This is a genomic window from Vibrio sp. SCSIO 43133 (assembly GCF_023716845.1).
Taxonomy (GTDB): domain Bacteria; phylum Pseudomonadota; class Gammaproteobacteria; order Enterobacterales; family Vibrionaceae; genus Vibrio; species Vibrio mediterranei.
The window spans coordinates 1141399-1155468 of record NZ_CP068025.1; the positions used below are offsets into that span (position 1 = coordinate 1141399).

Annotated in this window: 14 protein-coding genes; 7 read left to right on the plus strand and 7 right to left on the minus strand. The window is 44.2% G+C overall.

Annotated features, from left to right (window positions below; translation table 11 throughout):
- Positions 1-78: 78 nt before the first annotated feature.
- The 3 genes from fhuB to JKJ11_RS22030 all read right to left on the minus strand — a co-directional run bounded on the left by fhuB (position 79) and on the right by JKJ11_RS22030 (position 3797).
- A complete protein-coding gene (gene fhuB, locus JKJ11_RS22020; protein WP_252039202.1) occupies positions 79-2070 on the minus strand; it encodes a Fe(3+)-hydroxamate ABC transporter permease FhuB in 1992 nt (663 codons plus the stop codon).
- Between the two features lie 11 nt (positions 2071-2081).
- Entirely contained in the window at positions 2082-2966 is an 885-nt protein-coding gene (locus tag JKJ11_RS22025) for an ABC transporter substrate-binding protein (RefSeq protein ID WP_252039993.1), read from the minus strand.
- Positions 2967-3029: 63 nt separating this feature from the next.
- Entirely contained in the window at positions 3030-3797 is a 768-nt protein-coding gene (locus tag JKJ11_RS22030; RefSeq protein ID WP_062456110.1) for an ABC transporter ATP-binding protein, read from the minus strand.
- 117 nt (positions 3798-3914) lie between these two features.
- On the opposite strand from JKJ11_RS22030, the gene JKJ11_RS22035 reads away from it, so the two are divergent.
- The 3 genes from JKJ11_RS22035 to JKJ11_RS22045 all read left to right on the plus strand — a co-directional run bounded on the left by JKJ11_RS22035 (position 3915) and on the right by JKJ11_RS22045 (position 6511).
- A complete protein-coding gene (locus tag JKJ11_RS22035; protein WP_252039203.1) occupies positions 3915-5105 on the plus strand; it encodes an MFS transporter in 1191 nt (396 codons plus the stop codon).
- Positions 5106-5229: 124 nt separating this feature from the next.
- Positions 5230-5961 (plus strand): carbonic anhydrase, encoded by a 732-nt coding sequence (locus JKJ11_RS22040; RefSeq protein WP_124941463.1) that lies wholly within the window; start codon positions 5230-5232, stop codon positions 5959-5961.
- Positions 5962-6259: 298 nt separating this feature from the next.
- Positions 6260-6511: a hypothetical protein gene (locus JKJ11_RS22045; protein ID WP_006070371.1), complete on the plus strand. Its 252-nt coding sequence runs from the start codon at positions 6260-6262 to the stop codon at positions 6509-6511.
- Positions 6512-6567: 56 nt separating this feature from the next.
- On the opposite strand, the gene JKJ11_RS22050 is transcribed toward JKJ11_RS22045, so the two are convergent.
- Together JKJ11_RS22050 and JKJ11_RS22055 are read right to left on the minus strand one after the other, a co-directional pair.
- Entirely contained in the window at positions 6568-7422 is an 855-nt protein-coding gene (locus tag JKJ11_RS22050) for an SMP-30/gluconolactonase/LRE family protein (RefSeq protein WP_124941464.1), read from the minus strand.
- A 155-nt stretch (positions 7423-7577) separates the two neighbouring features.
- A complete protein-coding gene (locus JKJ11_RS22055; RefSeq protein WP_252039204.1) occupies positions 7578-9212 on the minus strand; it encodes a mechanosensitive ion channel family protein in 1635 nt (544 codons plus the stop codon).
- Between the two features lie 138 nt (positions 9213-9350).
- Here JKJ11_RS22055 and JKJ11_RS22060 point away from each other — a divergent pair, with 138 nt between their 5' ends.
- The 4 genes from JKJ11_RS22060 to JKJ11_RS22075 all read left to right on the plus strand — a co-directional run bounded on the left by JKJ11_RS22060 (position 9351) and on the right by JKJ11_RS22075 (position 12195).
- Positions 9351-9890 (plus strand): NUDIX domain-containing protein, encoded by a 540-nt coding sequence (locus JKJ11_RS22060; protein WP_006070368.1) that lies wholly within the window; start codon positions 9351-9353, stop codon positions 9888-9890.
- A gap of 95 nt (positions 9891-9985) precedes the next feature.
- Positions 9986-10324 (plus strand): hypothetical protein, encoded by a 339-nt coding sequence (locus JKJ11_RS22065; RefSeq protein ID WP_062456122.1) that lies wholly within the window; start codon positions 9986-9988, stop codon positions 10322-10324.
- 218 nt (positions 10325-10542) lie between these two features.
- Entirely contained in the window at positions 10543-11691 is a 1149-nt protein-coding gene (locus JKJ11_RS22070; RefSeq protein WP_252039206.1) for an iron-containing alcohol dehydrogenase, read from the plus strand.
- A 195-nt stretch (positions 11692-11886) separates the two neighbouring features.
- The gene (locus JKJ11_RS22075; RefSeq protein ID WP_006070365.1) at positions 11887-12195 is read left to right on the plus strand and encodes a DUF6482 family protein; all 309 of its coding nucleotides are present in this window, start codon (positions 11887-11889) and stop codon (positions 12193-12195) included.
- A gap of 71 nt (positions 12196-12266) precedes the next feature.
- On the opposite strand, the gene sigZ is transcribed toward JKJ11_RS22075, so the two are convergent.
- Both sigZ and rarD read right to left on the minus strand, forming a co-directional pair.
- Positions 12267-12806, minus strand: a complete 540-nt coding sequence (sigZ, locus tag JKJ11_RS22080) for an RNA polymerase sigma factor SigZ (protein WP_252039994.1) — start codon at positions 12804-12806, stop codon at positions 12267-12269.
- A 34-nt stretch (positions 12807-12840) separates the two neighbouring features.
- A complete protein-coding gene (gene rarD, locus JKJ11_RS22085; RefSeq protein ID WP_006070363.1) occupies positions 12841-13767 on the minus strand; it encodes an EamA family transporter RarD in 927 nt (308 codons plus the stop codon).
- Positions 13768-14070: the final 303 nt, after the last annotated feature.

Here is a 14070-nt window from a genome sequence, read left to right on the forward strand (position 1 = left end):
ATCATCAGAAAGCAGAAATGAAAAATGGCACTAAAATGTGCCATTTTTATGATACCAGTCACATTTCACTGTGTATTTTTAAGCCTTTCGTAGTAGAAGGAGGAAGTAACCACCACCAACAACAGAAGCCATTAAGCCCGCAGGAAATTGCCATGGAAACCAAAGAGTTCGACCAAGCCAGTCAGCAGATACCATCAATATCGCCCCTACAAAACAAGCAACGATAAGTTGGTTCTTCGCTTTATACTGGCCTAATGCACGAGCGATGTGAGGGGCAAGCAGTCCGACAAAACTGAGTGGACCAATAACCAGTGTCGACAGAGCCGTCAGCAGAGACGCCATCACTAGCAAGAACAATCGAGTGCGCTTGGTATTCACTCCAACCGAGACAGCAGATACCTGCCCTAGATTTAGAATATCCAACCAACGACTCGCGATAAACGTCCCGCCTCCCAATACCACAACACCAATAGCCAATGCCGACACATCACTATAACTCGCCAAATAAGTTGAGCCAGACAACCAGGTTAATAGTGCTTGTACATTATCTTGACCAGATGATAACGCCACTCGAAGGATAGCATCTAGCGCCGCGCTCACAGCAATACCCGTGAGAAGTAACTGCGATGGGGCATAGTTCGAGCGTTTACTAAATTGCAAGATCACCATCATTACTAGTGCCGCACCCACTCCCCCATAAAGGATTTGTTCGCCTCTTGTTGGTGTGAAGCCAAACCACGCGCAAAGCACCAAAGCCAATGCTGCACCAGAGCTAATACCCATTACCTCTGGACTCGCCATTGGGTTAACTGTGATTCGTTGTACCATGGTCCCCGCTAAAGCCAGTCCACAGCCCGCAAATATTGCGCCTAAAACACGAGGAAGACGAAGGTTGAGAATATTAAGGTCCGCTGTAACACTCCAACCTAAATGAGTTCGCCCCAAGAACAGCGCACAGCTTGCTATCGTGAGTAATATCGCAGCAAGAATCAAAGAAACTAGAACAAAAGGTTTTGGATTGTAAGCTTTGCTAGCAACTTCTTCTGCCTTAAAACTGGAAGCAAATTTGTGTTTAGTCAGCAACCAAAGAAGGCATGGCGCCCCAAACAACGCCGTCATGGCACCGGTTGGCAATAGTTCACTTGAGACACCTGAGAATGGTTGAATGATCAGATCAGCGGTTAACAGCAGTAATGCGCCAACGCCACCGCTAACAAACACTCGATGCACGAACCGTCTAGCACCAAGCATTTTTGCAATAGTGGGAGCGACAAGACCGACAAAGCCAATCACTCCCACTGTCGCCACAACAATCGATGTCACGATAACCGCGAGCGTCAGGCCGATGGCTCGAACTCTAGCGACATTCACGCCAGCCGACTCAGCAACTTCACTACCTAGTTCTAAGGCAGAAAGCGGCCGTAGCATTGCCATGACCACCACTAGAATCACACTCAACACAGTTAAAATGGTGATGCTATTGTCCCAACCTTGCTGGGCGAGCGCGCCAGCTCCCCATACAAACAGACTAGTTAGCTGCTGCTCATTAAGCATAACCAACATCATGTTGGTCGCCCCCAAAAACAAAGTCACCACCATACCAGCCAGCACCATTTGCAAAGGAGCGAACCCTTTTTTAGCGGTCAACAAGAACACTAACGCGGCGGCAACCATACCGCCACCAAAAGCAAAGGAGTACTGAACAATACTGCCACCAGCGATACCAAACAGCAGACTGGTCGTCATGCCAAGTTCTGCTCCAGCAGCCACGCCAAGTGTTGTTGGAGAGGCCAACGGATTTTGCAAAAGATGCTGCATCAAGCATCCCGCAATTGCCAACGCGGCGCCACATAGCAGCGCCATCGATAAGCGAGGGAAAAAGGTAAAATGGAGGATCAGTTGACGGTAATCACTATCATCTCGATGAAAAAAGTAGGTCTGCCACTCTGTCGCCGATAATTGGTAGGGTAGCGCGTTATCTACTAGCCAGGTCAACGCCACTAATCCAAGGAGCACTAAAACAAGAGTTTTAATGTTGTAGGAAGTACGCTGTGTTGCTGTTAACTGCATCTGCGAACCTGTTAATGACCAAGTGTTGATACTTGATTGACGACTTCATCACTGAGTCTCTGCATCGCTATCAAACTGCCAAATGTCCAAACTTTAGGAATAATCTTCACGCGATGTTCTCGTGAAAATGCCATGGCTCCCCACAATGGAGACGCGTTAAGTTGCGTTTGCTCTTGCTGGGTAAGCGGACCAAAAATAAGCACGTTACTGTCTTGATACTTGGCAAGCTGTTCAACACTTGCAGAAGAAAACCCCCAACTGTTAGTTGGACCATTCCAGCTATTTTTAAGCGACATAGCCGAGATAGTGTCATTCATCAGAGAACCTGTACTGTGGACTCGAACATGTTTATCGCCAATAAAGCGCACCATTAGGAATGGTTTACCGTTGTTCAACTGCGCGACCTTAGCGCCATTATCTGCCAGCTTTTTCTCTGTCTGTGCAATCACCGACTTGGCTTGTTCTTGTTTATTAAATACCTCTCCCAACATAGTCACTAATGATTTAGCATTCTCGTAAGGTTGTTGCTTGTCGTTGTATATACTCATCGCAATGGTTGGAGCAATAGCATTCAGTTTTTCATAAGCAGGCGCTAAATGACCGCTCATCAGAATAAGGTCAGGTTTTAAGCTAGCGATAAGTTCTAAGTTTGGTTCACGGCGTGAACCGACATCGATCGTGTCTGAGGGTAATGCCGGCGACCCTACCCAATCTTGATAGCCTTTGACGTCAGCCGCAGCAATCGGCTGCACACCAAGCGCTAGCACCGACTCAGCTAATGCCCAATCTAGCACCACGATACGCTTCGGAGTTTGCTCGAATGTCACGGTTCCCAATTCATGCTGAACTGTTTTTGCCATGGACAACGTTGACACCACACTCAGCATAAATGCCATGAGCGTAGTAATGATGAATTTTGATTGAGTTCGGTTTAACACAGTGAGCTTTCCTTGATTGGGTTAACGAACGTAGCTGATGACGTTCTGAGTTTGTGGATCAGTAAAGGTAGAGAGAGGCATCCCGTAGATTTCTGATAGTGATGTTTCATTCATCACCGCTTCTGGCGAGCCATCAACAACAATTCGTCCTCGTTTAAGAGCCACCAGACGATCACTAAACCTCGCAGCCATATTGACGTCATGGATTACCATAATCACCGTCAAACCTAGGCTCTGGTTTAATTCTCGAATCAGTTTCAGTAACTCATATTGATGGGTAACATCGAGTGCGGAAGTTGGTTCATCAAGCAAGATACATTCGCTTTGTTGAGCCAATAGCATAGCAACCCAAGCACGCTGCCTCTCACCACCGGATAACGTACTCACAAAACGCTCAGCGAACGGCTGCAAGCCAACACGTTTAATTGCATCTTCGACAAGCTGATAATCTTCAGCGGTATATCGGCCTAACACTCCTTTCCACGGATAACGGCCAAACATCACTAGTTCACGAACTGTCACACCATCGGTGATAGGTGGATGTTGAGGAAGGTAAGCCACTTTCTTAGCAAACTCTTTTGGTGAGTAATCATCAATGATTTTGCCTTCTAAGGTCACCTTTCCTGATGCAGTTTGATTCTGGCGGCTAAGCATTTTAATCAAGCTTGATTTGCCACTACCATTGTGACCTAACAGTGATGTGACTTCCCCTGCGACAAAGTCCAAATCAAAAGGGACTAAGATTTCAAGTGAGCCTATTTGGAAGCTTGCTTGCTTTAATGAAAACATAATAAATTGAGCATCTTATTATTAAAGCAATTAATATAATTGCAAATGAGAAAGATTTGTATGCGCATTGTAATTACTTTAGAGTGTTCTGTCACCACTCTATAAAATCTCATTGCTATGCTCGATACTCGTACCATTCAAGCGCAACAACGTCCGACCCGCACTCTATGGCTAATTGGCACATTCGCTTCACTGATCGGTTTCGGACAAAATACGCTACTTGTCTCCCTACCGATACTAGTAATGACTACAGATATTGACTTAGGCACATGGTCGATACTAATTGCCATTGGAAGTGTTCTATTTCTACCTAGCGCTCCATTCTGGGGAAAGCAGAGCGATAAATCCGGACCTAGGAAAGTGGTCTCTATCGGATTGCTAGGTCTTGCTGTTACCTTTATCGGTTTTGCTTTGATCATCCATGCCCTAGAACAGAGCTGGATTTCAACGACGACAAGTATTTTGTTATTGGGTACATTGAGAATAATCTATGGTTTGACGGTGTCAGGATTAGTTCCGGCCAGTCAACACTGGGCAATACAAACTGTTGGGAAAGAAAATCGGTTGAGTGCGATTACCTCTGTCAGCGCCGCACTTAGCGTTGGCCGAATTGGTGGACCATTGCTATCCGTCGCCTTAGTAAAGTTAAATCCGTTACTTCCTTTCGCTTTCGTCGGTTCCTCCGCGTTATTCCTGGTGACACTATGTCTATTGCAACCTTCCATACCGTCGACAGTAAGTCCCAAGAAGATAAAAAGTCGCGCGCTTCTCGGCAGCATTAAGAACTATATCACCATTGGGCTTTGTCTCTGTGCAGCCGTTGGTGTACTGCATTACTCGTTAACGCCGTTGCTGCAAAGCATACCTGAGTTAACACCCGAACAATGGTCAGATTGGGTTGGCTATTTGCTGACAACCAGTGCAGTGGCAACGTTATTGACGCAGCTATTTGTCGTAAAGAAAAAGCTGTTCTCAGTCAATCAGATGCTGACTCTGGGTGCCACTCTCACACTCATTGGCTACGGACTGTTTCTGGTACCTAGCATTACCACGTACCTAATTGCTATCATCGTTCTTTCTTCAGGTAATGCTGTAATGGCTCCAGCCTACACAGCAAAAGCAATGCAACATCATAGTGAAAATCAGGGACAGATCAGTGGGCTTATTGCAACAGGACACACTATTGGGTTTGGATTGGCAGGCCTTATCATGTCATTGAGCGCCTACTTAGACATTGCTCCAATAGGGTTTAGCATCTTGCTTGCTGGTTTGATGATTTTACTTACATTTCGACAGCTCAAGACATAGTCTTTTTGGTTAAGATTGGAGCAGAATCGCAAACTAGATATGCAGATAATTGCATTTTGAAATTATCCATTATTCTAGCGCCAGAGTATTCACACTCTCTACGTCAGACAAGGATAATCATCAGATGAAAAATAAGATAACACTCGCTCTAACTCTCACGTCACTACTGCCATTCTCTCAAGCGGTAGTCGCGCAAAGTTGGGGATACGGCGCGGATAACGGCCCCGCACACTGGGGCTCATTCAGTAGCACATGCAGCCAAGGTAAAAATCAAAGCCCCATCGATATAGAAACACAATCGCTTACCGCAGCAGAGATGACGCCACTTGAGTTTGACTATTCAGGTAGCATTGGCAACGTTGTTAATAATGGGCATACCATTCAAATCAATGTCGCTGGTAGCAACACCTTGAAACTGGACGAACAAACGTTCACGTTGAAACAGTTCCACTTTCATACGCCGTCTGAGAATACCATTAACGGTAAACACGCCCCACTTGAAGCGCATTTCGTCCACGCCAATGACAATGGAGAACTCGCGGTTGTTGCCGTTATGTACGACATAGGGAAACGAGAAGACTCCACCCTATCGGCTCTTCTGAATACACTGCCAGCAAATGGCCAGTCGATAAAAGTGGAATCCGATGTAAAACTTAAATCCCTACTTCCAAGAGTTCATAGCTATTATCGTTACAACGGTTCACTAACCACCCCACCATGTAGCGAAGGAGTACGTTGGATTGTCTTAACTGACCCACAATTTATTGAACAAGCACCTCTGGATAACTTATCTGATACCATGGGGAATAATGCACGTCCTATACAACCACATAACGCCCGCCTCATTCTAAAGTAACTCAGCTCTAAATTGACAAGGGTGCACTCTGCACTCTTGTTTTTATTAACAAAATCATTACATTAGTGGTAGATTTTTTTGATCAACCTTCCAGAAATACGAATCCCAACCTTTCGAAAATTAACTCTTTGAACTGCTTCAAAGTTTACCGTACGCGTAGCGTGTAACTTAACTGTTAAACAAAATTTAGAATATGTTGCAATGATGAGATTTTGAATAACACGATGTTCAAAAGCATTCCTTACTGAGAATAGTAGGTTAGCCTTGAATAGCGGTGGGCAAAACAAGGGGGTGCAGTATGCAACAGTGTGAGATCAACGTATACGATATGAGGAATAAGCAGCGGTTTATCGTGCTCAATATCGGCTTTAGCGATACCACCAAAGCAGACTTTATGTGGAGCAATATGCCCACAACGAGTTGCCGAGATTACATTTCTCACCTGGTGGTGTCTGGCAACGTGGTCGCCAAAAAGTATATTACAGAAGATGACTTAAGTGACATGAACCGAGCAGCGTATCGCCAACAGCAGATGTCGATGAGTTGTTAACAGCGGTGCACTCAGATGCACCGCTATGACTACATTCGGTATGCGCCGTTGCGAGCTTATACCACCACGGCTGCTAGTGTTTCTTTTAAACCTTGTGCTACGTTTTTAGCAATCAGAAGCTTGCCTTTCTCCTTACTGCCTTCTGCTGAAGTCACAATAAGATCCGTTAACTCTTCACCACCAAAACCAACCATTGTAGGGTTTTCTGATGGCACAGCAATCACGTCAATAACGTCGCCATCAGGTGAGATTTTAACCACGGATTGACCTGCATACATAGCTACCCAGTAGTTCCCTTCAGCATCTACACTTGCACCATCAGGACGACCATTGTGTTCAGTAAGGTCACAGTGCACTAGTTGCTCACCATATTGACCTGTTTCAGCGTTGTAGCTGTGTTTATACACTTTACTTGAACCTGTATCTGCCCAGTACAACCATTGACCATCTGGTGAAAACGCTAGGCCATTACATGTCCAAGCGAACATTGGTAGCGCTTCAATCGTGCCATCAAGATGTAACTGATGGAATTGCCCTTGGTCACCAACCTTGGCGCCATTGCGCGTACCTGCTATAAAGCGTCCGCCAGGTGCAGTGCGACCATCGTTGTAACGCATGCGTGGAAACTCAGAGACTAACGGTGCCAAAGACGTTTTTTCTGCACCCCAATTGCTAATGTGATACATACCTGACTTAAGCGCTACGATGAACCCTTGCTCACCATGCATAGCGAAACAACCAATAGGTTCGCCAAACTCAAGTTTTTCGTTCACACCATCTTTTTGACGCCAGAGCTCTCCGTCACAGATGTTGACCCACATCCAAGACTCATTACGCCAGTCCCAGCGTGGACATTCCGCCAAATCAAAATCTAGATCGACGAACTTTTCAAACTGAATAGGTTGTGCCACGTTCATGTCCTTTTTGTATCAATTAAGGTTGGTAATTTTCTGGCACTGTTGTAACAAAATCAGCGCTAGGGTGCTAGCGCTGATTAACAATTTGAAGGACAAATTATGTAAGCAAGGGACGGAGAATCGCCTCTATTGAATAATCTGCGAAGAATTCAGTCTCTATCGCCCGCGACTTTGAGCTGATCGGGATTGTTAAACTGGAAGTCGGACTTTAGATACGTGGTATTCGATGGTAAGGCAAATTTGGCTTCATGCTCAGCGACTATCTGATTTATCTTCATCAATAACTCTTGCTGGATGGTCAAAAACGCTTCCCGCTCTTGGGTATCAATGTGGGCGAATACATCAATATCCAGACTGTAATCGCTGAACGAAGAAAAGTGTACTCTGAGTGGTGATACCAAAATCAACTCATGCGCTTCCAACATTGAACGAATATCGCGGGTCAAGCTCACCATCGTTTCCATTGGAGTTTCATAGCGAAGATTGAGAGTCACCAAAAGTGGATAACGGTCCCTGCGGCTGAAATTGATGATTTGCATTTTCACTAGATCGCCGTTAGCGATAGTGACTTGCGTTCGGTCTTTAGCGCGAATCAATGTAGAACGAACACCAATTTGCTCAACTACTCCAGAAACACTACCTACTTTACAAAAGTCGCCAACAGACAAAGACTTGTCCATAAATAGAATGACCCCGCCTATCAGGTTTTCCATTGTAGGTTTTATCGCCAGAGCAATTGCCATACCACCTAGACTTAGCCCGGTCACAATCCCATACACTGGGACACCCAAACGATGTAAACCGAACCCAAGAATTGCTACCCCACATAAGGTACCAACAATGGTTCCGGTGATTTGACTCAAACTCTTCTTCAAGCCGCTAACCTGGCCATTGCCTGCGAATAACACTTTACAACTTGAAGATGCGACGATGTATGCGACTTGTGCAATCAAAGGCCAGAACAATAACTCCCCTGCCACATTAAGAAGGTTCATCAGACCACCAGTTAGATTGAGCTGATAATCAGCAATCCATGTATAGCCAAACAATCCTAGTGCCATCAAAGAGGGCTTCAACAGCGCATGGTGCACCTGTCGATAGACTAAATACGCGTAACCTGTAAGAAGAGCGGTTAATAATAGGAACGCAACCCATTGCCATACAGCTTGATCGGCGATCTCAGACATCATCGAGGGAGGTAACGAGTCAATGAGTGAAAACCACGTTGGCGGAATCAATCGTCCTGCACTCAATGAATAATATTGATAATAATCAGGCGTGGATTCCAACTTCGAGGGTAAGTGTTTCACTAACGAGTAATAATAATGAAGATTCGCTACCGTCTGTCTTGCGAACAGATAATTACCAGACTCTTGTTTTACTATTTGTATATTGGTGTTCGGAATCGTCCAACTTTGAACGTCTTTAGAATCGGGTATCATTGCCGGGTCAAAGCTTGGGATACGATCCAGAACCTCTTTCATTAACATTACCGATTCCATCGCAACTCTATGACGATTGAGATCGGAAATGGCAGAAAGATCGAAAGTTTGTGAGGCTTTATCGAACAGCGCGAAGATATTCTGCTTTTGCTCCACACTTACATTAGCAATATCGCCATATACCTCTCCCAGAGCCAAATTAGCCTCAGTCACTCGCTTAAGATAGCTTTCATAAGTTGCTTTTGGCGTACTGGTATCCGGGGGGGCTAAAGGAAAAGCACTCTCTGCCCAAGAAGTCATGACGACACAATAACTCAAAAATACTATCAGCCACTGTTTCATTTGGTCATCCATTAACAGTATGATTTTCTATAAGAATAGGATCTAATTCTTTGAATTCTCGTTTTTTCTTATTGAAATTGTAAGAGATAGAGGTAATGTGATTTATCTCTCCTAGAACAATTTAAAGGCCGGAATTGCATGACCATAAAAACGCTAGATTCAAAAGTCGTTTATAAGAACAATTGGATGACAGTTCGCGAAGATAGAATAGAGCGACCCAGTGGCAAAGAAGGAATCTATGGCGTAGTAGATAAACCAGATTGCGCGGTTATTATTGCTCTTGACGGTCAGAACATCCACTTAGTTCAACAGTTCCGATATTCGGTGGGCGATCGCTTTTGGGAGCTTCCTCAGGGGGCCTGGGAGTCTAATCCCGACGCCGATCATCTGGATCTCGCCAAGGGTGAGTTATTAGAAGAAACCGGACTTGAAGCTCAAAATATGACATATGTAGGCAAGCAACTCATCGCGTACGGTTTCCTCAATCAAACTTGCCACATTTACTTCGCCACTGAACTGACTCAAAAGCAACAACGCCTTGATAGTGAAGAAGAAGATCTCATCACTCAAGCCTTCACGATCAAAGAGTTTGAAACCATGATCATCGAAGGAAAGATCCAGGATATCGTTACCACGGGCGCATGGGGACTGACCAAAATGAAAGGTTTGATACCTTAGAAAATCGGAAACTGGTCACAAAAGTACTTATAAAGTTCGATATTCGGTAATTATATCCCAAGCTAGGAGAATACGACCCTGATTGAGGAATGACTATGGATCAGTTAACTCTTCAAGAGTGCTTAATCGACACACTTCGGCGACTGGAAAAATACAAAACTACGATGTATCTGAGAGAGGACGCCTATGATCTCGAATCTGCGATTAAAAAGCTCACTGAGCAGCTTTTTAGTCTTCAGATACTGAGCGAGCTAAAAGGGTCAATTGACGATATTTCTTCCTCTATTGAGCTCCTAAAAATGGTCACTAAAGAAGCGGACCGATCATTAGATCAGGGCTTTGAACTTGATGATGCACGAAAATTAATTGCTCACACTCTTGAAGCTGATAGAGCCTTATCTAAAGTAACACTTGGTGAACTTGGTCACATCTAACCATCTGTATTGTTAATAGCTCAAGGTGCTCATTACCATAAATAGCGATAAATCACTTCACCAAAAAGTCTTAACCAATTGTTTTAAAAGGTTTAGTACATTATTCGCACTAATTTTACTTCATACTAACCCATTGATTTACATCATAAGAACTTACTCTTACCCATGTTAGCTTCTCGCCATCATATACATCAGGTCGAATAGCAAGGAGCATTCAAATGAGCAGTTCTATTATCCTTCCCTCTACCAATTTGTTAGGCAGCGGTTGTTTGTCTCAAGCCGTTGATACCATTCACCAGCAAGGCTTCAATAAAGCACTGATAGTGACGGATACCGTTTTAACTCAAATTGGCCTAGTGGCAACGATTACTGATCAACTCACCGCCAAAGGCATATCTTTTACCATTTACGATGGAACACAGCCTAACCCTACCATCGACAATGTAGAACAAGGTCTAGTTACGTTAGTAGACAATGATTGTGATCTTATTATTTCTGTTGGTGGTGGCTCACCTCATGATTGTGCGAAAGGTATCGCCTTGGTCGCAACTAATGGTGGCAAAATCACCGACTATGAGGGAATTAACAAAGCACGCAAATCACCCTTCCCCTTAGTTGCGATTAATACCACAGCTGGTACCGCTTCTGAGATGACGATGTTTAGTGTCATCACGGATGAAAGCAGACAAATCAAAATGGCGATCGTTGATCAAAAGGTAACCCCATTGATTTCGGTCAACGACCCTCAGTTAATGCTTGCCATGCCGAGATCACTGACCGCTGCAACAGGCATGGATGCACTTACTCACGCTATTGAAGCTTACGTCTCAGTTGCCGCGAACCCGATCACAGACACGGTTGCATTAAAAGCAATTGAGCTGATTAACAAACATTTGCCAACGTGTGTCAGCAACGGAAGTAACCTCAAAGCTCGGGAGCTGATGGCTTACGCACAGTTTATGGCAGGTATCGCATTTAACAACGCGCTTCTTGGCTACGTACATGCGATGGCTCATCAGTTAGGGGCAACTTATCACCTTCCACATGGTATTTGTAATGCCGTACTCCTTCCTCATGTTCAACGTTTTAATCTCACGGCTAACCCTGAAAAATTCGTCGATATTGCGCAAGCAATGGGCAAAGAGGTTCATGGATTAACGACAGAGGAGGCAGCTGAGCTGGCAATTGAAGCGATGGATGAGCTTGCAAGAAAGGTTAACATTCCTGCGACGTTAGCAGAACTAGGCGTTAACCAAGGTGATATTGATAAACTATCAGAAAGTACACTGAATGATGTTTGCTGTTTAACCAATCCTCGTCAGGCGACTAAACAAGAAATCGCGGAAATATTCCAAGCGGCATGGTAGGAAAATTGAAGTAGTCACAAACCATAGATACAAGGCATAGCATCCTTGCTACGCCTTGCATTTACATTGTAAACCAAATTAAAAATCACTAACAAACACCTTCTCAACCTGATGTACCCAAAGCCTCCTAGACCATTATTTGAACAATTTACCAACTAGCATCGTATGAGATTTGTCTAGCAAGGAGGAGTTAGCATGAACACAAAATTAAGCGCTTTGGAACAGTTTGCTCAGTTTGATAAGTTGGTCATACACTCACTTGAAATGTCGCTTTATCAAGCATCGGTGATTATTGATGGTGACGAACACTACATTACTGAAGAAAATGGGCGACTGATACGCAGCCACAATATCGTTGATATGCGCAGATTGTGCCACAACATTGAGGCAAAAGAAGTGGTTCTAAGACAAGACAATGCGTATGACGAAATGATTGGAAGCCCGATTAGAGTGGGTGAAAACACTTTAGAAGTGCCCTTGGGAAGTTTTAGCTCGGTAATGTAATATCTCAAGAATAAAGTAGGGTGCAGTGCCACTTAATCGGCACTGCACTGAATTCAACTGAGACTGAAAAGCTAACACTTATTACATTTCGATTGTTTCGCTTCGTAATCCATGACAGCGCCTTGCGAGTCAAAGGAGAAACGGCAGCATTGCTCATACACAGTTTTCAATTCTGTGCGACTTTTTTGCACTCGCGACTTCAGTGTTGAGTAACTAACACCTAGTTCCTCAGCGACTTCTTTCTGCGACTTACCCTCAATATCTATCGACTGTAAAAGCTCGGCCGAAGAATCAGACAATGAGCTCATCAATGGCTGAATGCAACTCGCGAGTTGTTGCTTGGCATCTTCTTCTGAGCTTTCGTACCACAAAGTTTCTCCCTCTGCCAAAGAAGCTTTACCATTTGCTCGATAAAAATCGATTACGGAACGATTAGCGATTTGGAATAGCCAAGATTTGATGCTGTCTGGGTTCTGTAGCTTATCGAGATTCTGATACGTTTTTATCAAAATTTCCTGCAGCACATCTTCCGCATCCGATTCGTTGGAAATCTTACTTCTCAAGAAGTTTCGCAAGCCTGATTGATATTCTGACCAAATCTTTTCTAACATCATCAATTCTCTATGCTAATACTTGGTAAACTGATTATTTCACCGCACCGTGAGAACGGGCGCGTTTTAACCCATCTATGGCTAATATTAGTAAAGCAACCATCACCAATAAATACGTCGGCATATCACTCGCAGCCACACGCTCCCCTAACAGTAGTCCTACACAGAATACTAAAACAGGTTCAACATACCCTAACAAGCCAAAGAGCGACATAGATAAAGACTGTGACGCAAACAAAAAGAGCAACATAGGAACTGAGCCAGCTACCGCCAAGCCAACATAGTAAATCCAAACCGATGCATCCAATTGCTGGATATAACTCCATGGTTGAAGATAGAGTGTGGCCCCTAACGCAAATGGCAACAGGAATAAATTATCGAGCGCAAAACCAACATCGCTTTTGACACCCAAAGTCCTCCTATGGACAAAATAAACTGGATAGCCAAGCGCAATCAAAAGCACTATCCACGATAACCCTTCAGCCATCATATAAGCGTATATCACCCCGGCACCAGCCACACAGCAAGCCAGAGTTTGTAGCGGTGTCAGTCTATCGCCATAAACAAATCGCCCAACCACCACCAGCACTAAAGGTAGAGAGAAGTAGCCTAAGGCGACTGACAAGGTCTCCCCATATAGAGGTGCCCAAACAAAAATCCAGTATTGCGGTCCAACGAGTAACGCAGAGAACAAATACCGATGCCAGCGGTTGACTTGCTTTAGCGCGCTAAAAAGCATACCAATTCTTCGGCTCAGTGTAAGAAACAAGAGCACAACAAGCACACTCCAGATAATACGCTGTGCCGCGATCCAATGCCCTTCGCCTCCCGCAACATTAAATGCTTCTAACTCGGGCTGAAATTGAACATAAAGAGGCAATAAGCCAAACAAGCATGAGGCTAAAATCGACGCGCTAATCCCCTTCGCTGTGTCGGACAAGCTTAAGAACTTATTAATCATTGGACGCTTTTTATTTGTTAGGAATAACACGCGGACATTACCGCATTTTGAGCCTATTTTATATAGGATTTTTCGATGTCTGATTCACTTTTTATGCACTGTTTGCTGTGATAATTATCACTACTTTGTATCTTTTGCTTCCTTTCTTGCTCTACTCAGCCCACTAGAATTTATTGATTCAATTAGAGCACAGTCTCAAGGCCACTAGAGTAAACCCTCTAATGTCCAACTAAGACTCATAAAGCATTCGAATAGATGGCAGTTGGAGTATTTACTCATTCATCGTTAAACTACACAAATCTG